Here is a 19,470-nt window from a genome sequence, read left to right as displayed (position 1 = left end):
CAAGTTACCTCAAGATGCTTGTTCAGCGAGAATTTGTAGGCTGTTAGGCGCGACGCTGATTTGATACATAGTTATTCTACGTTGAAAATCAGCAACAAAGCATAACAGCCTACAAAACTCGCCCTTTGGGAGTCGTTCATTACGTACATTTTTTGTTAAAAAGCTTCGAAAGGCACTCAGTGCGTAGGTATGCCATTCCTTCGCCTTTTTGCCTCAAACTGAACATAATGAGCGGCTCTGAATCCCGCATCTTGAGATGTCTTGGGTATAACTCACACTAACCTTAACTGAGGCCAATCTAAGGTTGGTTTGTTCCAGCTCCCTGTTTCAACTCGGTTAATACCTTGCCAGTTGTACCGCTGGGCAAGGTAATGCCAAGGTAGTTAGACAGGGTTGGTGCGATATCGTATGGAGTGATATCACGGTTGATGGTTTGGCGCGGTATGTGATGGCCGGCAAAGATGACTGGAACATGGGTATCGTAGCGCCAAGGTGATCCATGGGTTGAGGCGATGGTTAAACCGTCCATGTCGTTAATGTAAGTTCGCGGCTCAAAGATGAGGTAAATATCACCTGAGCGCCTTGGGTGGTAGTTGTTTTTCACTAGTTCCACGACGCGCGTGTTGGCCAAGCGGTTGTGAGCGATGTCACTGGATGTGATGGCATGGGCTATGCCGGCTAGGTTAGCGACTTCTTCGGCAATGGCTTGTTGCACATCCGCGATGGCGACTTTTTGCTTGGCGATGACGTCATGATCTAAGTAGATATAAGGCTGAGTATAAAGGCGAATGGCTTTTTCATCTAATCCAAAGTCACGTTTGAGTCGGGCAATCGCCTGTTGATTAATGATCTGGTTGGCATCAAAGTATTGCGCTTGTTTTAATCCGAGTTGTTGGCTGTTGGGGGTGATCTCAGGAACGCCGTGATCAGCGCTTAGGACGATTAAGGTGTTGGCTAACCCGACGTGCTTATCAATGGTTTTAAACAGCTTTGCTAAGGTGCTATCTAGGCGGATCAGGTTATCTTCGGATTCTAGGCTGTTCGGGCCATATAGATGTATCACGTAATCATTAGACGAAAAGCTGATGGCGAGGTAGTCGGTGGTGCGGCCCTTGCCTAAGCCTTCGTTGATTAAAAGGGTTTGGGCAAAGTCACTGGTTAACTCATCACCAGCGGGGCTGAGCGTAAGCATAGTGGTAAAATATTTGAAGCTCGCGGGTCCATAAGGATGGGGAAAGGTGCGAGCAAAGCCGGCAAAGTCCAACTTATGCTGCTGGCTAATTTCATTTAGGGTGTACTTTTCTTTCGCCAAGCTAAGCTGCCAGCTTTGGTTACTGTATTGTTTTGGCTGCTGCTGTTGGTTCCAATCTGTTACCCAGTCTGGATAGGATTGATAGTAATAGTCACTGGTGACAAACTCACTTTTTGCCTTGGAAAACCAGAACGCTTTACCTGTGTGGCCGGCTAAGGAAATGGCGCCGCGATCCTTGATAGAGACGGCAAACACTTTGGCTGCGCCATTGCTTGCAAAGGTTAATTCATCACTAAAGGTGGTGGCTAAGATGGGAGTGGGCGAGCGGCCATCTTGTTGCGCGGCTTTTTGGGTGGGATCAATTTCGCTGCTTTGGTCGACGCCCGCGCCAGCAGAAAGCAGGGCGTAATCGGCATCTTCAACGTTATAAACCAAGCGTGCTTGCTGGCGGTCATACCAAACATTACCCACCATGCCATGTACCGAAGGCGGAGCGCCAGTGGCTAAGGATACATGGCCGACAATGGTTTCTGTGTTGGTGTGTTGGTAGTGGGCATTGGTGTAATGGGTGCCTTGCTCCATCAGATAGCGAAAGCCATCCGCTTTGAAGTTATGCTGGTAGCGTTGCAGTAAATCTCCACGCAGGCCATCGACTGTAATTTGCAGCACTAATTTAGGTTGGTTATTTGGGGTGGCTAGGCTGATGGATGAGAACAATAATGCAATGGTGGCAATAGCGAAGGTGTGATGCTTGCACATGAACTGGACTCTTGGGGTCGGTATCGTTAGGCAGCGGCGTTAAGCGCCACTGCCTAACGCCATTAGTATTATTGAGCGGCGAGTTCGCTGGCAAACTGCTGAAGAATATGGGTCATCGCTTGGCCTTGGCCCTTGGCGAGTGCAGCAGGCGTTTTAGCATCCAGTTCAACGCGACTAATATAGGTTTTTTCTAATACAGTGGTTGGCCTAACATCTTTATTTTCAATTAAGACAAACTGCATTTCCATCACGGCTGCCGGTGGAAGACCCTCACGGAAATCACCGAACAGTTTAGTGATGACAATTTGTAAAATTTGCTCGGCCGGGGTGCGAATACTGGGTTGGGTGACGGTGCCATAAAGGCCTGCGCGCTCTAACCACAGTCCGACCTGATTCCCGACAATATCTGCGGGCTCACTGATATATCGGTTGTAGAAGTCTGATTCGAACTTCACCTCATCCATGCGGTAAACCATTTGGGTTTGGTTGAAAGGCGCCGTGCTGCGTACATAGTCGAGCCGCAAAGTGGGTTTGATTTGCTTGAGTTGCATTGAAGGCGGCTCTGCGACCATCACATAGGTCGTTGGCTGCTCAACCGGTTTACTTAAACTGCAAGCGGTTAGCAGTAGTGTCATCGCAAGGACTGCGACAAGGTTAGGGTAAGTCATACTATTTGCTCTCCTCAAGCTTAATTTTTTCTGGTGGTGCGCCAAAGAGTATGCCTGATGGATTTTGTTTGGCGTTTTCAGAAAAGTCTTTCAAGTTGGCCGCGGTGATCCTGAGATCGCGAATAATGCTGTTAATATCGTGCTGATTATCGGCCATGATGGCATCTGCACGTCTGACACTCGTATCCAGCTCTTTGATGAGCTTGGTGATGTCTCCGTTGCTGGCTAGGCTGTTATCAAGCCGAGTGGTGATGCTATTGATGTTAGCTAGGGTTTGATCCAATTGACTGTTCGCAATCACTTCATTGATTTGCTGTGCGGTTTGATTAAGGTTGCTGACCAAAGAAGTGGCTTGCTCTGATAGATTTGCGGTATCTATCTGCGATACTTTCTCGTCTAATGTGGTGACCAAACTATTCAAGCTATGGGACAACTGGGCGATGTCGGCTTTATCTAGGTTTGACAACACCGCTTGGATCCCCGCAATGATCTTCCCTGTGGAACTAGGCGCCGAAGGGATATAAGTGTGCTTAGGTTGCCAGTCAAAACGAAGATCATCGGCCCCAGCATTATTAATAATGTCTAAGGATAAATATTGTTGCCCAGTGATGCCGGCTAGCTGGGTTTGTACTCGTAACCCTTTCTCAACCGCCATGGCAACGTTTTGCTCCCAGTCTTCGACCGCTTCCGTTGAGCCCGTAATTTCAACTTGAACTACCACGTAGGATTTTCTGTCGGCAATGACGGTGTTGTCCTCATAGATAGAATCAGATAGGTGAATGGCAGTGACGGTGCCCATGGGGACTCCGCGATAGCGCACCGCCGCGCCGACTTCTAACCCGGAAACCGGTTCATCAAAATAGGTTTCAAAGGTGGATTTTGGTTGCAGCAAAGATTGTCCACCAAGGATAAAGAGAATACCAAAGAGGAGTATCAGCGAGATAACGACGAAGAGGCCGAGTCGAAAGTGTTTGTTTGAATCATCCATGGCTTGTGCTCACTGCTTGTTGGTTATCAGAAAGTCGGTTAAAAAACTGTCTTACTTTTGGGTCATTGCTATGCTCTTTTAGTGCTTTGGGCTCGCCTTGTGCGATGATACTTTTGGTGTTGGGATCCAGCATAATGGCCCTATCCGCAATCGTAAAAATACTTTCAAGTTCGTGGGTCACGACCACAAAAGTAAAGCCTAAGCTATCGCGCAGCTTGATAATCGTTTGGTCTAAGTTGGCTGCGGTAATGGGGTCTAAACCGGCTGAAGGTTCATCTAACATAATGATGTTCGCGCCCAGAGCCATGGCTCTGGCGATCCCAGCTCGTTTTAGCATACCGCCTGACAGCTCTTCTGGCATCATAGATTCGGCATAAGCCATTTCAACCATATTTAATAGTAGCCGAGCCGTTAGGTTTTTTTTCTCCAGCGCGAGATCAGTAAACTCATCTAATGGAAAGCGCACGTTTTGCAGCACGTTGAGTGAGCCAAACAGCGCGCCACTTTGGTACATGATCCCAAGCTGTCTTTGCAATATGGCCTTTTCAGCAGGGCTAGAGTGAACCATGCTTTTGCCTTGGATCAAGATTTCGCCGCCCAGAGGCGCATAGAGGCCAATCAGGTGTTTCATTAAGCTGGACTTACCACAGCCGGAGCCGCCCAGTATGACTAATATTTCGCCGTGTTTAACGTCAAAGCTGGCATCTTCTAATAAAATGCGTGAGCCATAGCCCATCCTAAGATTGCGCACACTGATGGCATTATTGCTAACGTGTGAGGCGACAGAGGGTGAAGGTGAGGTTGTCATGCTTACTTCCTAACTCATCAAAAGGCTAAAGAAACCGTCAATCACAACGATCCAGACTATGCTGGTGACCACGGCGCTGGTGGCAGAAAGCCCGACAGAGGTCGCCCCAGCCCCTGTTGCAAGGCCGCGTTCGCAGCCAATGGCGGCGACGGCAAAACCAAATGCCAGCGATTTAATGAGACCGAGGGTGAAATCCCAAGCCGTTACAGCATCTAATAATGCATGGTAAAACTGTATGAAACTAATATTAAATTTGGTCAGAACCAACGCGCCGCCAAATATGCCTACGATATCAGCCATGATCGTGAGTAGTGGCATCACTAACACGGCGGCCATCAAACGGGGTAATACTAAAAAGTATACCGGGCTTAAACCAAACGTATGCAAGGCATTGATTTCTTCATTCACTTTTTGGGTACCGATTTCAGCCGCAAACGCAGCGCCCGTTCGTCCTGCAAACACAATGGCGGTCATTAATGGGCCTAACTCACGTAGCGTTGCAATCCCAATCCCATCGACAACAAATATCACGGCGCCAAATTGCTGTGCGACTAAGCCAAATTGAAAGGCAATAATGACGCCCATTAAAAAACCGATAAGTAATACGATGGGCACCGCATTCGCACCGGCTTGGGTGGCAATGCTAAAGACTTCCTGCCAGCGTAACTTGGCTTTGCCGCTGAGTACGCCCATGATGGCTTTAAAACATTGGGTTAAGAACAGCACCATAATACTGGTGTATTTAAGCTGCTCTTGGGCTGCTTTACCTATGTTACTGATCAAGGACGGCGATGCTTTAGCTTGGGTGGCTTGAGCCGAAGGTGGCGTGGGAATGAGTGCGGCGAGATGGGGGGCTAAATTAATTAAGCTAAAGTGCGCTTGCGTTGCGCTTTGTTGTGTTATGTCACACAAAAAAGCAATGCCTGTGGTGTCGATGTGTTGTAACTGTGCGGCATCAACGACCAATGGCTGATTGGGATGTTGCTTCCTCATTTGACTGACTTGAGACCAATATGTTGCCACATTCGCTGCGGTGAGCTGCTCGGCTAATTCAATTGTTAGCTGCTCTTCAGGTGAGTTTCCCATCGAAGTCAAACCTTATCAATGTCTTGAAATATAAGGCTACTATGAATTATGCCTTTGTGCATCCGTTGGTTAAAATTTTTCTAACAAATGTGCCAACAAAAAAGCCCGCATTAGCGGGCTTATCTTCAGCTTAAATAGGGTCGCTCAACCCTGATTTATGCCACTTTATTTAAATGTACATCCATTTGTGGGAATGGGATTTCGATACCCGCCTCGTCCAAGCCGATTTTGATTTGCTTGTGTAGGTCAAAGTATACACCCCAGTAATCTGCCGTGTTAACCCATGGGCGAACCACAAAGTTCACAGAAGAATCCGCTAATGCGACCACTTCGATAGTAGGAGCGGGATCTTTTAGTACCTTCTCATGAGCGGTGACGATACGTGTTAATACTTCTTGAGTTTGTTTAAGATCTGCCTTGTAGCTAACACCGATAACCATGTCAACACGGCGAGTAGGCAAGCGTGAATAGTTGACAATGTTACCGCCAAACACCGCTGCGTTTGGCACAACAACCACTTTGTTATCTGGCGTAGTTAACACGGTCGAAAAAATTTGGATTGAATCAACAGCGCCTGCTGTGCCAGCAATCTCAACGTAGTCACCTGCCTTGAAAGGGCGAAATAGAATAAGTAATACGCCTGAAGCGAAGTTAGACAGTGAGCCTTGTAGCGCTAAACCTATGGCTAAACCGGCGGCACCGATAATGGCGACGAAAGAAGCCGTTTGTACACCAACGCGGCCAAGGGCGGCGATAATAACAAAGGCGATAATGCCGTAGCGAATGAGGCCTGCTACAAAATCAACGATGGTTTTGTCTAAGCCTTTACTCGACATCACTTTACGGATGCCGCCCGCAACCATACCGGCGGCGATAAAGCCAAAAAACAAAATCAGTGCAGCAGCGGCTATGTTTACTGCATATTCAATGAGTAAGGCTTGGTTATTTTGCAACCAAGAGCCAGATTCGTTAATGATTTCTTCCATTTTTTATGGTCCTTAGATGTGTAGGGGTAGAATTTAACGTGGCTATATTAGCTCAAAATAATATATAAACAATAGGTATAATCACGCTCAAAGTTAATCATGGCGAAGGAAGGAGAAGGTGAAGTGAATGTGTCTTTTCATAGCGCCAGCGATCAGCCGCTCACGCCATGAAGTGAGGGCGCTAGCTGTTGAGTAGCTGGTTGCGAATAAATGCCCATTGCTCATCAAAATCGGCAGTGGGCTTGCGTTTAAATTGCGTGCGCACAAATTGATTGATTTTGCCTTCCGCGAACGCTAACAACAGGTTTGCCAGCATGGACTCGTCTAGGCTAAAACCTTTACCATCGCGAATGCGTTTTTCTCTGAGTACCTGTTTAATTTGGGTCTCGAGTTTTTCAAATAAGCCTTGGATCCGCTCGCGTAAGCGCTCATTTTCACCGAGCAGGGCATCACCGGTTAAAATGCGGGTAATACCCGGGTTGCGTTCGGTAAAGCTCAGTAGCAGATGCAAAATATGATGGATCCGGTTATAGGTGTCTTTTTCTTCTTCAAGGATCAAATTGATGCGTGATAGTAGGGACTCTTCGATAAACTCAATCAATCCCTCAAACATACGCGCTTTACTCGGAAAATGACGGTATAGCGCGGCTTCAGATACGCCCACTTCCTTGGCGAGCTTGGCCGTGGTAATACGTTGCCCTGGCGCCGTTTCTAACATGTGTGCCAGAGCTTGTAAGATTTGCTCTTTACGATTAGTTTTACTGTTTCCTGACATGGAAGTTCCTTAACAAACCGACTAACAAATGAATGAGTTATTGGCGGCCAGAGTGGCCAAAGCCACCTTCGCCGCGCTCGCTGCTGGCAAATTCATTAACGATTTCGAACTGAGCTTGCACCACAGGCACAAACACCAACTGGGCAATGCGCTCACCTGGCTCGATAGTAAACTCGCTTTGGCCGCGGTTCCAACACGACACCATCAATTGGCCTTGATAGTCAGAATCAATCAAGCCAACGAGATTGCCCAATACGATGCCGTGCTTATGGCCTAAACCTGAGCGAGGTAAAATGGTCGCCGCTAGGCTGGCATCGTTAATATGAATGGCCATCCCCGTTGCTAGCAGTTGGGTTTCTCCTGGCGCTAACGTGATTGCATGGTCGATACAAGCGCGCAAGTCCATTCCTGCCGAGCCCGGTGTGGCATAGTCGGGTAATGGCCAAGTCGTGCCGATGCGCGGATCGAGTATTTTTAATTCTATTTGTTTCATTTGTGCTGTCTTAGGTACTTAAATTAGTTATTTTTATATTGCTGAGCGACAATTTTGAGTAGCTCGGCGGCCACTTTGCCTTTATCGGCAAGGGCAATTTGGCTCACCTCATGTTTAGAAAATACGCTCAAACTGTTTTGCTCGGCGTTAAAGCCTTGTCCGGCCTTAGCGACGTCGTTAGCGGCAATCAAATCAAGGTTTTTGCGCGCGAGTTTATCTTTGGCGTAATGTTCAACGTCTTGGGTTTCGGCGGCAAAACCGACACAAAATGGTCGTGGCGTACTATTGGCGATATCGGCAAGAATATCAGGATTTTTTACCATTTTTACGACTAACTCATCATTACTTTTTTTGATTTTGTTAGCTGCCACCGATTCTGGTCGATAATCCGCCACCGCGGCGCAGCCGATGAAAATATCGTGCTCGGCGCTGCGTGAAGTGGCCGCGTGATGCATCTCTAATGCGCTGTCTACTTTGACGAGTTCAACACCTGTTGGCGCACTAAGATAAACCGGACCTGAGATAAGGGTCACCTTGGCGCCCATATTCAGAGCCGCTTGCGCTAATGCATAGCCCATTTTGCCTGAGCTATGGTTAGACAAATAACGCACCGGATCGATGGCTTCACGGGTGGGGCCAGCGGTTAACAATATTTTCACACCTGCAAGGTCTTGGTTGGGATTAAGCTGGGTTAAACAAAGCTCAACCAGCTGTGCTGGCTCTAACATACGTCCCGGGCCTACATCGCCGCAAGCTTGCTCGCCTTGCGCTGGCCCCCAAATAATCACACCGCGCTGGGCTAAGGTTGTTAAGTTAGATTGGGTAGCGGGCGCTAAATACATTTGCTGATTCATCGCAGGGGCAATGGCGATGGGGGCAGGCGTGGCTAGGCACAAGGTGGATAATAAATCATCGGCAATGCCGGCGCTGATGCGCGCTAAGGTATTGGCGCTGGCGGGCGCAACTAAGACTAAATCTGCCCATTTGGCCAGCTCGATATGGCCCATGCCCGCTTCTGCTGCAGGATCTAACAGGCTATCGGAGACCGGATTGCCTGACACGGCTTGCAAGGTTAACGGGGTAATAAAGGCTTGCGCCGACTTGGTCATCACCACGCGCACTTGCGCGCCATGATCTTTTAGCCTGCGGATCAGCTCTGCGCATTTGTAGGCTGCGATGCCGCCACATACTCCGATTAGGATTTTTTTATTTGTTAGATCCATGGTCTTGCCCCAAAAAAATAAAGCGCAAAGATAGCACATCTTAAATGGCAATTTCCCCTACTTGGATCATTGCCTTCGACTAGAGTTAAGGAATTGCTGAGCTAAGCACAGGGGAAAAGATGAGCATTAAACAATGGCCAGCGGCGGAGCGCCCGCGTGAAAAACTGCTTGAGAGAGGCGCGCAGGCGCTATCGGATGCGGAACTGTTGGCGATTTTTTTACGCACGGGGTGCGCAGGTTTAGACGCGGTGCAACTGGCGCGTCATTTGTTAACGGATTTTGGCTCGTTGCGGGCGATTCTGGGGGCGCAGCAGGCGCAGTTTTGCCAAGGCAAGGGCTTGGGCACGGCTAAATACGTGCAGTTGCAGGCCGTGCTCGAGATCTGCCGGCGTTATTTAGCAGAACAACTATATCGAGAAGACGCCCTGACCAGCCCACAGGCCACACGGCAATATTTAACCGCCAAAATGCGTGATTATACCCATGAAGTGTTTGCCGCATTACTGCTTGATAATCAGCATAGAGTGCTCAATTTTGTTGAACTTTTTCATGGCTCTATCGACAGCGCCAATGTTTATCCACGCATTGTGGTGGAACAAGTACTCACAGCGAATGCAGCGGCGGTTATTTTAGTGCATAATCACCCGTCGGGAATTTGCGAGCCCAGCCAGGCCGATCGACGGATCACCGAACGGCTGATCGCGGCCCTCGCCTTGATCGATGTGAGAGTATTAGATCATTTAGTGGTGGGTGACGGAGAAACCGCCTCTTTTGCTGAAAGAGGGTGGATTTAGCCGAAAATTCGACCATATTTGAACATTGTGTTGATCTTGTATGGGCTTTACTGTATAAAATGCGCCCTCGTAGTGCCTCGGGCGACGGCCACACGAGGTACTAATATTGCTCGAGCAAGAAGATTTATTTGGAGAAGAGTGACATGTCAAGAGTATGTCAAGTTACCGGTAAGCGTCCAGCTGTAGGTAACAACGTATCACATGCGAAAAACAGAACAAGACGCCGTTTTCTACCTAACCTACAAACACACCGTTTTTGGGTTGAAAGCGAAAACCGCTTTGTAAAACTACGTACTACTACTAAAGGTATGCGTATCATCGATAAAAAAGGTATTGATGCAGTGCTAGCTGACATCCGTGCCCGTGGTGAAAAGGTTTAGGAGATAGATTATGGCAGCTAAAGGCGGTCGCGAAAAAATTCGTTTGAACTCAAGTGCTGGTACTGGTCACTTCTACACGACTGACAAGAACAAGCGCAACATGCCTGAGAAATTCGAGATCAAAAAGTTTGATCCAGTAGTTCGCAAGCACGTTATGTACAAAGAAGGCAAAATCAAGTAATTGATTCTTCTCTTCTGAAAAGCCCAGCTTAGCTGGGCTTTTTTTATGCCTGAAATTCTTGCATCTTGCCTTCGCTCGATTATGATGCCAGCAAAGGGGTAAGGGAGAAAGGCGATGAAATTAAGTAAAAAAGCATGGAACAATGTACTTATTTTTGCCGTGCTGGGGATGATTTTTATTTTTAACTTCAGCCACAAAAAGATGCTGCATGATGAAAATAGTACCCCAAAACAAGCTACCTTACTGCCCAGTCAAGGCATGATTTTGACCATGCAAGGCCCCGACTACACCATAGAGCGCATAGGTCGCAGTTGGCGTAGCCGCCCTGATATCGGGCTGGCACCCGAGCAACTGGGACAAATGATGGATGCGTGGCTATCCCAGCCGTTAGCAACCCTAGAACTACCAGAAGGCCAATTACCGGTCAGTCAGTTTAGCCAAGAGTACCAATTTTGGATGGCAGGGATTGATGAGCCTGTTAGTTTGGTGCTGTATCAGTTAGATAATGGCTTAGTGATCAGTAACTGGCAGTCGCAGTTACTCAAGCTAGATGATCTCACCATACATAAACTATTGCCACGATGAGTGCGTATAAGTCATTTTTAATAGATGGATTAATGAATGCCTGAATTACCCGAAGTTGAAGTCAGTCGACAAGGCATCGCGCCGTTTGTCACGGGGGCGCAAATTAGCAACATTGTGGTGCGTCAGCCACAGCTGCGTTGGCCCGTGCCTGAAAGCATCCAAGAGGCCTGTGGCCAGGTGGTTGAGCGCGTCGAGCGTCGCGCCAAATATCTGCTATTGCGTACGCAAGTGGGCACCATCATGTTGCATTTAGGTATGTCGGGCAATTTACGCGTACTGCCGCTGGGCAGTCCGGTGCAGAAACACGATCATATTGATATTGAGTTTGCGTCGGGTCAGCTACTGCGCTTGCACGACCCGCGCCGTTTTGGTGCCTGTATGTGGCTTAAAGGTGAGCCGCAATTGCATCCCTTGCTAGCCAAGCTTGGTCCAGAGCCGTTAACCGATGACTTTGACGAACATCGCTTATTCGAGCGCTCACGCGGGCGTAAAACCGCAGTGAAGCAGTTTATTATGGATAACGCCAATGTGGTAGGGGTGGGTAATATCTATGCCAATGAGAGCTTGTTTCGCAGCGGTATTCACCCGAAGCGTGCCGCGGGCAATATCGCTAAAGCGCGTTATCAAGCGCTGACTCAGCACATTAAAACCGTGCTGGCCGAAGCCATCGCCCAAGGCGGTACCACGTTAAAAGACTTTACCAAGGCGGACGGCAAGCCCGGCTATTTTGTTCAGCAGCTCGCGGTTTATGGCCGCGGGGGGCAGCCTTGTTTAGTGTGCCAGACGCCATTACAAGAAGTTAAATTGGGTCAACGCAGCACGGTATTTTGCCCGCAGTGCCAGCGTTAACCGAGTTTTTCAACCAGTGCTTGCTTAACATGAGCGGGCACAAGATCTTTAACGTCACCACCGTGTTTGGCAATTTCTTTCACTAAGGTCGATGAGATCGCACAGTTTTCTGGGCTAGGGGTTAATATCACGGTTTCTAGCTCAGGGTTTAGCTTGCGGTTCATGTTAGCCAACTGTAGCTCGTAATCAAAGTCGTTGCCGCCACGCACCCCACGCAACAAGACTTGCGCTTGCTGTTGTTTGGCAAACTCGGCCAATAATCCAGTAAAGCCAATAATTTGCACGTTATCGAGATGCTGTGTAGCTTGTTGTAACATGCTAACCCGATGGTTTAAGTCAAATAGCGGTTGCTTGCTTGGACTGGCAGCTATGCTGATGATCACAGATCCAAACATTTTACAGGCACGTTCGATGAGTTCTATGTGACCATTAGTCACAGGATCAAATGTGCCAGGGTAAATTACGCGTACAGTCATGATGTTTTGTTCCAGTTGTCAGCAAAATTGTAAAGCAGCACCATTATACTTAATCGAGATAATAAGATAAGAAGGAAGCTAATCGTGTTATTGAAGCCAGCGGGCTTATTCGGCGTGTCATTACTCACCGTGACAAGCTTATTAACCGGATGCAGTACGTTCTCGCAGTCTCATGAAGCCACTACCACTGATCTTGAAAGCGACCAGGCTGAGGTCGCCGTTGCTGACCATGCACAGCTCAGGGTCGATACATTAACGGATACGCAAGTTAAGTTTAATCCGTTGGCATCCTTGCCCAGTGAGGTGAAAGAAACCTCAGGGTTAGCCATGCGTTATGGCAAACTGTGGACCATTAATGACAGTGGCGACGGCGCGTTTTTGTATAAGCTTAATGTGAGCAACCAGTTTGTTGAAACTAAGCTGAAAGTGACCGATGCAGTTAATTATGACTGGGAGTCTTTGGCTCAAGATGATGCCAACTTATATATTGCTGATTGCGGTAATAACGCAGGAAAACGCGACAAATTCCAAATTTATCAGGTACCTTGGCATGAAATAGACGTCGCTGCCAATGGCTCAAGGCTGAGCAGTGAGCGCATCAATATTCGCTTTGCTGGCCAGCAAGGTACGTTTGACGCTTATGAACACAACTATGATTGTGAAGCCATCACGGTGGTTGACGATAAACTCTGGTTATTCTCAAAAAACTGGGCTGACCTGCAAACCCAAGTGTATCAAGCTGAGATTGGCGTCACACCACAAACCTTAAGTCCAATGCAAACCTTGCCGGTTAATGGCCTTATTACAGCGGCTGATTATTACGCGCCGACTGGACGCCTAGCCTTGTTAGGTTACAGTAAGCGGCGTATTTTCGGTAATGCGTTTATTTGGTTATTTGATGTGGTGGGTGGCAAAATTGACTTAACTCGATCGCAATACTATCCACTGCCTGAATATGCACAATGGGAAGGGATCATTTGGAAAAATGACCGAACGTTATTGATCAGTGCTGAAAGCAGCCCGCTGAGTTCAGCCAGCTTAGCGGAAATCATTTTGCCCTAACTTTGTCTTAACTGGGCCACCTAAGTTGGTGGCCATGTACTAAGCTTTCTGAAGGGAAATATCGTCTTCAGGGAGTTAATATGTCTACTTTACAAATGCCCACTAAGGTGGCCGTGCTTGGCTTAGGTTATGTCGGCTTACCTCTGGTGCTAGAGTTTGCTAAACATTTTGATACCGTGGGCTTTGATGTGAACACTCAGCGGGTTGAGGAGTTACAGCAGGGTCATGATCGCACGCTTGAAGCGACCCGCGAGCAGCTACTCTCGACCACGGCGAAGTTTAGTCATGACTCGACCTCGATGCGTGATTGCCAGTTTTTTATTGTTTCAGTTCCCACCCCGATAGATAAACACCATCAACCCGACTTGTCTCCCTTGACTGGCGCATCTCACACGGTTGCCAGTGTTTTAAAGCGCGGCGATATTGTGGTTTATGAAAGTACTGTTTTTCCTGGCGCCACTGAAGAGGTCTGTGTGCCCTTGTTAGAAGAGGGCTCTGAGTTGGTGTTTAACGAAGATTTTTTCTGTGGCTACAGCCCCGAACGCATTAATCCGGGTGATAAGTCTCATACGCTAACCAATATAACTAAGGTGACATCAGGCTCTACGCCAGATGTTGCTGAGATTGTCGATGCCATGTATGCCAAGGTGGTCACTGCTGGCACTTATAAAGCCAGTTCAATCAAGGTGGCAGAGGCGGCTAAGGTGATCGAGAATACGCAGCGCGATGTCAATATTGCCCTAATTAACGAATTGGCACTAATCTTTGAAAAGATTGGCATCAGTACCGAAGAGGTGTTGGATGCCGCGGCGACGAAGTGGAATTTTTTGCATTTTCATCCGGGCTTGGTGGGCGGTCATTGTATTGGTGTAGACCCTTATTACTTAACCTATAAGGCGCAAGAGCTGGGTTATCATCCCGAAATGATCTTAGCGGGACGACGCTTAAACGACGAAATGGGCATTTATATTGCCGATCGCGTGGTGCGTTTAATGCTTAAACAAAAGATCCAAGTGAGCCAATCTAAGGTGCTTATTATGGGCCTCACCTTTAAAGAAAACTGCCCTGACCTGCGTAATACCAAGGTAATCGATGTGATCCGTGAGTTGCAAACCATGGACGTGGAAGTGAGCGTGTATGATCCATGGGCCGATGCAGATGAGGCCAAGCGCTATTATGACATTGAACTGATGAATCAACTGCCAACCGAACAATATGATGCCCTGGTATTGACTGTGCCGCACCGTGAAATCGTTGCCCTGACCGAGGGCGATTACCATGCCATGAGTAAAGATAATTGCGTGATCTTTGATGTGAAGCGGATTTCCGATAGTGCTATCGTTACCGCACGGTTGTAGCTAGTAGGAGCACCAGTCATGGTGCGATGAATTCTGTTGTGGGAGCCCCAGTGGTGGGGCGATTTAGTCGACCCATTTATCGCTGCATGACTGCAGCTCCCACAAATGACTGCAGCTCCCACAAATTAGTGCAGCTCCTACAAATTAGTGCAGCTCCCACAGAGAGAGCTTATCGAGCTGCGCTTTAACAGCATCAACACTGATATCTTGCATCACATGCTCTCCCTTGACCCGCGTCGCCCATGCTAGCTGTTCAATCGGTTTGTTGTGCTGGGCAACCACGTGCTGTTCATACACACTGACCACCTTATCGAGATCGTTATATGGGCCGGTGCGTTTAGGATTGCTGTGACCATAAAGCCCGATCACCGGCGTGCCTTGGGTGGTGGCTAAATGGGCTGGGCCTGAGTCGGGTGCGATAACAACATCGGCTGCAGCTAGCACGGCGGCCAATTGTTTTAGCGAGGTTTTTCCGGTGAGATTGATAACAGGGCGCTGGCAAAGTTTGATAATGGCGTCGGCGAGCTCGAGCTCCCTCGGTGCGGGTGAGCCACACAAGATCACTTGTAATCCGCGTTCGTTTGCATAGTCAGCGATGGCGGCGTAGCGCTCGGTCAGCCAATTGCGCTCGTCTTTGCTGGCGGCTGGGGAAATCACTAAGGTTTTGTTGCCCTTGATAATGCCTGTGGCAAAATCGACATCGGCCTGACTCAGTGGAATATGCCATTGAGGTTGACTAAAAGGCACGCCAATATAACGAGCAAAGTCGGCAAAATTATCCATTACGTGCACGCTGTTGGAGCTAGGTAAGTGGCGATTAGTCACCAGCCATTGACCTTCCTTACTGCGATCTTTACTAAAGCCAACCCGATATTTGGCTTTAATGCCTAACGACAAGGCGCTGGCGCGCAGGGCTAATTGCATGTGCAACAAAGCATCGAATTTTTGCCCCTTTAAGGTTTGCCAAACTTGCCGCATGCCAGCAAAGCCTTGCTTCTTATCGAACACAACCAGCTTAATTCCGGGCAAATCTGCCAGTAATTGCGCTTCAATTTTACCGCAAACCCAAGTGATTTGCGTGCTGGGCCAATGGGCCTGAATGGCTTGTACTACGCTGATGGCATGGCAAACATCGCCAATGGCCGATAAACGTAAAATACATAAAGAAGCAGGTGCGCTGGTAAATAAAGCCATTAGCCGATCCCAAATCATAATCGCGTGATAGAATCGAGAATTATGCAGGTCACTCAGGTATTTGTAAAATACGGCTGCTTCAACAAGTGTAAAAGGAAACCCGATGCAACAGCGAGATCTGGCCAATGGCAAAATTTGGTTTAACGAAGCGTTATTGAGCGAAGATCCCCTTGCTTGTTTTGATATTGCTTATTGGCAGCAGCAAAATCGGGTGATTGGCTCGGCTCAGGGTCGGGGGACTACTTGGTTTGTTAAAGGCGAAAATACTGAAATGGCGCTGCGTCATTATCGCCGCGGCGGTCTATTTGGCAAATTGATTGCCGATAGCTATTGGTTTACTGGCTGGGAAAAGACCCGCAGTTTTCAAGAGTTTAACTTATTACAAAAGCTACATGAGCAGGGCGTTAATGTACCAGCTCCTATTGCGGCAAGGGCGATCAAATCAGGTTTAACCTATCGCGCCGATATCTTGCAGCAAAAGATCCCACACAGCCAAGATCTGGTTGGTTTATTGAGTCAGCAAGTCTTGGCCGATGATATTTGGTATCGCATAGGGCAAACCGTCGCCCAAATGCATCGCGCGCAAGTGAATCATACTGACCTAAACTCACACAACATCCTGCTTGATGAGCAGCAACAAGTGTGGCTGATCGATTTTGATAAATGCTATCAGCAAACAGGTGAGGGCTGGCAGCAAGGCAACTTAGCTAGGCTGCTGCGCTCATTTAATAAAGAAGTGACCAAACGTAATATTCACTTTAATCAAGCTAATTGGCAGATCCTGCTAGAGGGGTATCATACCCCGTAGAAACAATGTCTAGTAGGAGCTGCAGTCATTTGTGGGAGCTGCAGTAATGCAGCGATAAACTATATGATCAAATCGCACCATGACTAATGCTCCCACAGAAGGTGGCTAAATCGCCCCATCACTGGGGCTCCCACAGAAGGTGGCTAAATCGCACCATGACTGGTGCTCCCACAGAAGGGGGTTAAATCGCCCCATCACTGGGGGGCACAAAAGAGACTAAATCGCACCATGACTGGTGCTCCTACGGGGGAGCGGTTAACAAAGGTGCTAATTCTTGCACGGTTTTAGCGACAGCGCCTTGGTTTTGTTGTACTACCTTAAGCGCCGCTTGGCCGACTTGTTGCCTTAAACCCTGATCTTGCAAAAGTTGTGTCATTTGCTCGGCCAGTTGCTGGCTGTCGTGACACACCCATAACCCTTGCGCCTGAATGAGTTGCTCGGCAATATCGGTGAAATTGTAATAGCTGGGGCCGGTAATCGTGGCCTTGGCAAGAGCGGCGGGCTCAAGCATATTGTGGCCGCCCACGGCTTCGCCAATTAAACTGCCGCCCATAAATACGGCGTCGCTGGCGCCCAGCATGACGAGCATTTCTCCCATGGTATCGGCCAAATACACCTGACAAGTCTGATTAGTATCAAAACCAGCACTGCGACGCTGCACGCTAAAACCGGAATCGACACATAACTGCGCCATGGCATCAAAGCGCTCGGGATGACGCGGCACCAAAATCAGTAAGGCCTGTGGCAGTTGCTTGAGTAAGGTGTTAAAGGCAGCCAATACTTGCTCATCTTCGCCCTTGTGGGTGCTGGCCGCGACCCACACTGGACGTTGCTCGCCTAACTGATGGCGTAGGTGGTTAGCTTGTTCAATCACAGTGTTGCTTATTTGGATGTCGTTTTTAATCGAGCCGGTGACGGTCAGTGATCGTTCGCTAATGCCTAATTGAGCAAAGCGCTGCGCGTCATCTTGGGCCACACAAAATAGCTTATCTAATCGGCAGGCAATTTGATTAAACGCCCATGGCACTTGGCCATAACGCTTTGCCGAGCGCGCCGACAAGCGCGCGTTAATTACCGCGATGGGCAAGCCAGCTTGCTTGGCGCAGGCCAAGGTATTGGGCCACAGCTCGGTTTCCATGATCAGTAAGCATTCCGGCTTAATAGTGCGAAGAAATCGATTAAGGCAAATGGGTAAGTCGATGGGCATGTATCGATGGCTAAGCCAATCGCTGTGTTTGGCTATTTGCGCTGCGCCTGTGCTGGTGGTGGTGGTGACCAGCAGTTGATACTGCGGGTAGGTTTGGGCTAAGGCTTTTAATACGGGTAAAGCAGCAATGGATTCGCCCACGGATACCGCATGCAGCCAAATCACCGGACGGGAATCGGTCAGTGGCGGAGTTATACCAAAGTGTTCGCGCCAACGTTTGCCAAAGGCAGGTTTGCCGGGCTTACTTTTGTATAAACCAAAGAGCAAAAAGGGACTGGCGATTAACATCAGCAAGGTATAAAGCAGGCGGATAAGCATGGCGGTGTCACTAAGTATTGGCAATAAAGAGGATTTTAGCGCGCAAATAGGATCAATTGCTACGCCATCGGGCATAAATCCAGTGCGTCTTAGTTTGGGTATAGGCGGCTTTTTGTTATTATGCGCTGAGTTTTTAATGTTAGGGTGGAACTGGGATTGTCGACTAAGCGTTATCTATTTTACATTGCGCAAAATTATGCCTATGCCATGTTACGCCCTTTGCAAACGGCGATTTTGGCGCGTGGCGATCAAGTTTATTGGTTTTTGGAAGGCAATGAAGTTGACCCTAAACACCTTAAGCCAAACGAGCAACGCTGGCATTCGGTAGCGGAGGTGATAGCTTGGCAGCCGGATGCGGTGTTTGTCCCCGGTAACGTGGTGCCCAGTTTTATTCCCGGACTAAAAGTCGCTTTATTTCATGGCTTTGATACCGGCAAGCGCAAGAGTGAAGGTAACAAGGGCCATTTTGCCATCCGTAATTGCTTTGATTTATATTGCACTCAAGGCCCGAGCACCACGGGGCGGTTTCAAGAGTTAGCCAAACAACATGGCCATTTTGACGTGGTTGAAACCGGTTGGGCGGCGCTGGATCCTTTGTTTACGCCTATGGCTGACAATCCCTATTTAAGTCAAGATGGCCGTAAAACCGTGTTGATGTGCTCCACCTTTTCTAAGCAGATCTCTTGTGCTCGCACCTTGTTTGATACCGTAAAAGGCCTGATGGCTACAGGGGAGTGGCATTGGCTTATTCAGTTCCACCCAAAAATGGAGCCAGAAGTGGTGCAGATGTATCAAGCATTATGTGCCAGTATGCCCAATGCCCAATTTGTTGAAACCGACAATGTATTGCCCTTGCTAACGGCGGCTGATGTGATGCTGTGTGATACCTCATCGATTGTGTTGATGTATTTAATGCTACAAAAGCCGGTGGTCACGTTTAACAATAAGATGCCGGGGCCGCATCTTTATAATATTACCCAAACAGATCAAGTACATCCTGCCTTAACCGAGGCGCTGACTCATCCTGCAGACTTGATGCAAGGGATCCGCGATTATACTGAGTCACTGCACCCGTATCGTGATGGCCATTCCAGCGAGCGCGTATTGGCCGCGGTGGATGGATTATTAGCTAAAGGCACATCTCATTTAAAAGCCAAACCAAGCAACCTTATCCGCCATTTAAAAATGCGCAAGAAATTGGGCTATTGGAAGATTTAAAC

The 19,470-nt window shown here is 48.3% G+C and carries 21 protein-coding genes; 9 read left to right on the top strand and 12 right to left on the bottom strand.

What is annotated here, in order from left to right; all coding sequences use genetic code 11:
- Nucleotides 1-298 precede the first annotated feature (298 nt).
- From K6Y21_RS14440 to coaBC, 9 genes are all read right to left on the bottom strand, one after another.
- Complete coding sequence (locus K6Y21_RS14440; RefSeq protein WP_233072548.1) at nucleotides 299-2,011, bottom strand: alkaline phosphatase family protein; 1,713 nt, start codon at nucleotides 2,009-2,011, stop codon at nucleotides 299-301.
- A 68-nt stretch (nucleotides 2,012-2,079) separates the two neighbouring features.
- Nucleotides 2,080-2,679 carry an ABC-type transport auxiliary lipoprotein family protein gene (locus K6Y21_RS14435; RefSeq protein ID WP_233072547.1) on the bottom strand — a complete coding sequence of 200 codons (600 nt, stop codon included), beginning with the start codon at nucleotides 2,677-2,679 and terminating at the stop codon, nucleotides 2,080-2,082.
- Between the two features lies 1 nt (nucleotide 2,680).
- On the bottom strand, nucleotides 2,681-3,667 hold the full coding sequence (locus K6Y21_RS14430; RefSeq protein ID WP_233072546.1) for an MlaD family protein: 987 nt from the start codon (nucleotides 3,665-3,667) through the stop codon (nucleotides 2,681-2,683).
- Entirely contained in the window at nucleotides 3,660-4,475 is an 816-nt protein-coding gene (locus K6Y21_RS14425; RefSeq protein ID WP_233072545.1) for an ABC transporter ATP-binding protein, read from the bottom strand. Before K6Y21_RS14425 ends, K6Y21_RS14430 begins: the two co-directional genes overlap by 8 nt.
- Nucleotides 4,476-4,484: 9 nt before the next feature.
- Nucleotides 4,485-5,561, bottom strand: a complete 1,077-nt coding sequence (locus tag K6Y21_RS14420) for an ABC transporter permease (RefSeq protein WP_233072544.1) — start codon at nucleotides 5,559-5,561, stop codon at nucleotides 4,485-4,487.
- Nucleotides 5,562-5,716: 155 nt separating this feature from the next.
- Nucleotides 5,717-6,547 (bottom strand): small-conductance mechanosensitive channel MscS, encoded by an 831-nt coding sequence (gene mscS / locus K6Y21_RS14415; RefSeq protein WP_233072543.1) that lies wholly within the window; start codon nucleotides 6,545-6,547, stop codon nucleotides 5,717-5,719.
- 181 nt (nucleotides 6,548-6,728) lie between these two features.
- A complete protein-coding gene (gene slmA, locus K6Y21_RS14410; protein ID WP_233072542.1) occupies nucleotides 6,729-7,322 on the bottom strand; it encodes a nucleoid occlusion factor SlmA in 594 nt (197 codons plus the stop codon).
- A 37-nt stretch (nucleotides 7,323-7,359) separates the two neighbouring features.
- Nucleotides 7,360-7,815 (bottom strand): dUTP diphosphatase, encoded by a 456-nt coding sequence (gene dut, locus K6Y21_RS14405; protein WP_233072541.1) that lies wholly within the window; start codon nucleotides 7,813-7,815, stop codon nucleotides 7,360-7,362.
- A 23-nt stretch (nucleotides 7,816-7,838) separates the two neighbouring features.
- Nucleotides 7,839-9,038: a bifunctional phosphopantothenoylcysteine decarboxylase/phosphopantothenate--cysteine ligase CoaBC gene (gene coaBC, locus K6Y21_RS14400; protein WP_233072540.1), complete on the bottom strand. Its 1,200-nt coding sequence runs from the start codon at nucleotides 9,036-9,038 to the stop codon at nucleotides 7,839-7,841.
- Between the two features lie 119 nt (nucleotides 9,039-9,157).
- Here coaBC and radC point away from each other — a divergent pair, with 119 nt between their 5' ends.
- The 5 genes from radC to mutM all read left to right on the top strand — a co-directional run bounded on the left by radC (nucleotide 9,158) and on the right by mutM (nucleotide 11,827).
- A complete protein-coding gene (gene radC, locus K6Y21_RS14395) occupies nucleotides 9,158-9,832 on the top strand; it encodes a RadC family protein (RefSeq protein WP_233072539.1) in 675 nt (224 codons plus the stop codon).
- Between the two features lie 143 nt (nucleotides 9,833-9,975).
- Nucleotides 9,976-10,212, top strand: coding sequence for a 50S ribosomal protein L28 (gene rpmB, locus K6Y21_RS14390; RefSeq protein WP_233072538.1), 237 nt, complete (start codon nucleotides 9,976-9,978; stop codon nucleotides 10,210-10,212).
- 10 nt (nucleotides 10,213-10,222) lie between these two features.
- The gene (gene rpmG / locus K6Y21_RS14385) at nucleotides 10,223-10,393 is read left to right on the top strand and encodes a 50S ribosomal protein L33 (protein ID WP_232801664.1); all 171 of its coding nucleotides are present in this window, start codon (nucleotides 10,223-10,225) and stop codon (nucleotides 10,391-10,393) included.
- A gap of 114 nt (nucleotides 10,394-10,507) precedes the next feature.
- The gene (locus K6Y21_RS14380; RefSeq protein WP_233072537.1) at nucleotides 10,508-10,978 is read left to right on the top strand and encodes a hypothetical protein; all 471 of its coding nucleotides are present in this window, start codon (nucleotides 10,508-10,510) and stop codon (nucleotides 10,976-10,978) included.
- A gap of 36 nt (nucleotides 10,979-11,014) precedes the next feature.
- Entirely contained in the window at nucleotides 11,015-11,827 is an 813-nt protein-coding gene (gene mutM, locus K6Y21_RS14375; RefSeq protein WP_233072536.1) for a bifunctional DNA-formamidopyrimidine glycosylase/DNA-(apurinic or apyrimidinic site) lyase, read from the top strand.
- Here the strand turns inward: mutM and coaD are convergent.
- Nucleotides 11,824-12,303, bottom strand: a complete 480-nt coding sequence (gene coaD, locus K6Y21_RS14370; protein WP_233072535.1) for a pantetheine-phosphate adenylyltransferase — start codon at nucleotides 12,301-12,303, stop codon at nucleotides 11,824-11,826. The two genes, mutM and coaD, sit on opposite strands and share 4 nt — an antisense overlap.
- Before the next feature lie 84 nt (nucleotides 12,304-12,387).
- Here coaD and K6Y21_RS14365 point away from each other — a divergent pair, with 84 nt between their 5' ends.
- Both K6Y21_RS14365 and K6Y21_RS14360 read left to right on the top strand, forming a co-directional pair.
- Complete coding sequence (locus K6Y21_RS14365) at nucleotides 12,388-13,365, top strand: hypothetical protein (RefSeq protein WP_233072534.1); 978 nt, start codon at nucleotides 12,388-12,390, stop codon at nucleotides 13,363-13,365.
- Between the two features lie 80 nt (nucleotides 13,366-13,445).
- Complete coding sequence (locus K6Y21_RS14360) at nucleotides 13,446-14,723, top strand: nucleotide sugar dehydrogenase (protein ID WP_233072533.1); 1,278 nt, start codon at nucleotides 13,446-13,448, stop codon at nucleotides 14,721-14,723.
- A gap of 144 nt (nucleotides 14,724-14,867) precedes the next feature.
- Here K6Y21_RS14360 and K6Y21_RS14355 read toward each other — a convergent pair whose 3' ends face one another.
- Entirely contained in the window at nucleotides 14,868-15,917 is a 1,050-nt protein-coding gene (locus K6Y21_RS14355) for a glycosyltransferase family 9 protein (RefSeq protein WP_233072532.1), read from the bottom strand.
- Nucleotides 15,918-16,020: 103 nt separating this feature from the next.
- Here K6Y21_RS14355 and K6Y21_RS14350 point away from each other — a divergent pair, with 103 nt between their 5' ends.
- Entirely contained in the window at nucleotides 16,021-16,725 is a 705-nt protein-coding gene (locus tag K6Y21_RS14350; RefSeq protein ID WP_233072531.1) for a 3-deoxy-D-manno-octulosonic acid kinase, read from the top strand.
- Between the two features lie 241 nt (nucleotides 16,726-16,966).
- Here the strand turns inward: K6Y21_RS14350 and waaA are convergent, their stop codons facing one another.
- Nucleotides 16,967-18,325 carry a lipid IV(A) 3-deoxy-D-manno-octulosonic acid transferase gene (waaA, locus tag K6Y21_RS14345; protein ID WP_233072530.1) on the bottom strand — a complete coding sequence of 453 codons (1,359 nt, stop codon included), beginning with the start codon at nucleotides 18,323-18,325 and terminating at the stop codon, nucleotides 16,967-16,969.
- A 132-nt stretch (nucleotides 18,326-18,457) separates the two neighbouring features.
- Here waaA and K6Y21_RS14340 point away from each other — a divergent pair, with 132 nt between their 5' ends.
- The gene (locus tag K6Y21_RS14340) at nucleotides 18,458-19,468 is read left to right on the top strand and encodes a CDP-glycerol--glycerophosphate glycerophosphotransferase (RefSeq protein ID WP_432757998.1); all 1,011 of its coding nucleotides are present in this window, start codon (nucleotides 18,458-18,460) and stop codon (nucleotides 19,466-19,468) included.
- The last annotated feature ends 2 nt before the right edge of the window (nucleotides 19,469-19,470 follow it).

This window comes from Motilimonas eburnea (assembly GCF_021295345.1).
In the GTDB taxonomy this organism is placed as follows: domain Bacteria; phylum Pseudomonadota; class Gammaproteobacteria; order Enterobacterales; family CBDFNC01; genus Motilimonas; species Motilimonas eburnea.
This window is presented reverse-complemented; position numbering and strand designations above follow the sequence as displayed.

What these genes read in the sequence shown, in the direction of transcription:
- K6Y21_RS14440 (WP_233072548.1), bottom strand. Translation starts at nt 2,011, where the DNA reads ATGTGCAAGCATCACACCTTCGCTATTGCCACCATTGCATTATTGTTC.
- K6Y21_RS14435 (WP_233072547.1), bottom strand. Translation starts at nt 2,679, where the DNA reads ATGACTTACCCTAACCTTGTCGCAGTCCTTGCGATGACACTACTGCTA.
- K6Y21_RS14430 (WP_233072546.1), bottom strand. Translation starts at nt 3,667, where the DNA reads ATGGATGATTCAAACAAACACTTTCGACTCGGCCTCTTCGTCGTTATC.
- K6Y21_RS14425 (WP_233072545.1), bottom strand. Translation starts at nt 4,475, where the DNA reads ATGACAACCTCACCTTCACCCTCTGTCGCCTCACACGTTAGCAATAAT.
- K6Y21_RS14420 (WP_233072544.1), bottom strand. Translation starts at nt 5,561, where the DNA reads ATGGGAAACTCACCTGAAGAGCAGCTAACAATTGAATTAGCCGAGCAG.
- mscS (WP_233072543.1), bottom strand. Translation starts at nt 6,547, where the DNA reads ATGGAAGAAATCATTAACGAATCTGGCTCTTGGTTGCAAAATAACCAA.
- slmA (WP_233072542.1), bottom strand. Translation starts at nt 7,322, where the DNA reads ATGTCAGGAAACAGTAAAACTAATCGTAAAGAGCAAATCTTACAAGCT.
- dut (WP_233072541.1), bottom strand. Translation starts at nt 7,815, where the DNA reads ATGAAACAAATAGAATTAAAAATACTCGATCCGCGCATCGGCACGACT.
- coaBC (WP_233072540.1), bottom strand. Translation starts at nt 9,038, where the DNA reads ATGGATCTAACAAATAAAAAAATCCTAATCGGAGTATGTGGCGGCATC.
- radC (WP_233072539.1), top strand. Translation starts at nt 9,158, where the DNA reads ATGAGCATTAAACAATGGCCAGCGGCGGAGCGCCCGCGTGAAAAACTG.
- rpmB (WP_233072538.1), top strand. Translation starts at nt 9,976, where the DNA reads ATGTCAAGAGTATGTCAAGTTACCGGTAAGCGTCCAGCTGTAGGTAAC.
- rpmG (WP_232801664.1), top strand. Translation starts at nt 10,223, where the DNA reads ATGGCAGCTAAAGGCGGTCGCGAAAAAATTCGTTTGAACTCAAGTGCT.
- K6Y21_RS14380 (WP_233072537.1), top strand. Translation starts at nt 10,508, where the DNA reads ATGAAATTAAGTAAAAAAGCATGGAACAATGTACTTATTTTTGCCGTG.
- mutM (WP_233072536.1), top strand. Translation starts at nt 11,015, where the DNA reads ATGCCTGAATTACCCGAAGTTGAAGTCAGTCGACAAGGCATCGCGCCG.
- coaD (WP_233072535.1), bottom strand. Translation starts at nt 12,303, where the DNA reads ATGACTGTACGCGTAATTTACCCTGGCACATTTGATCCTGTGACTAAT.
- K6Y21_RS14360 (WP_233072533.1), top strand. Translation starts at nt 13,446, where the DNA reads ATGTCTACTTTACAAATGCCCACTAAGGTGGCCGTGCTTGGCTTAGGT.
- K6Y21_RS14355 (WP_233072532.1), bottom strand. Translation starts at nt 15,917, where the DNA reads ATGGCTTTATTTACCAGCGCACCTGCTTCTTTATGTATTTTACGTTTA.
- K6Y21_RS14350 (WP_233072531.1), top strand. Translation starts at nt 16,021, where the DNA reads ATGCAACAGCGAGATCTGGCCAATGGCAAAATTTGGTTTAACGAAGCG.
- waaA (WP_233072530.1), bottom strand. Translation starts at nt 18,325, where the DNA reads ATGCCCGATGGCGTAGCAATTGATCCTATTTGCGCGCTAAAATCCTCT.
- K6Y21_RS14340 (WP_432757998.1), top strand. Translation starts at nt 18,458, where the DNA reads ATGTTACGCCCTTTGCAAACGGCGATTTTGGCGCGTGGCGATCAAGTT.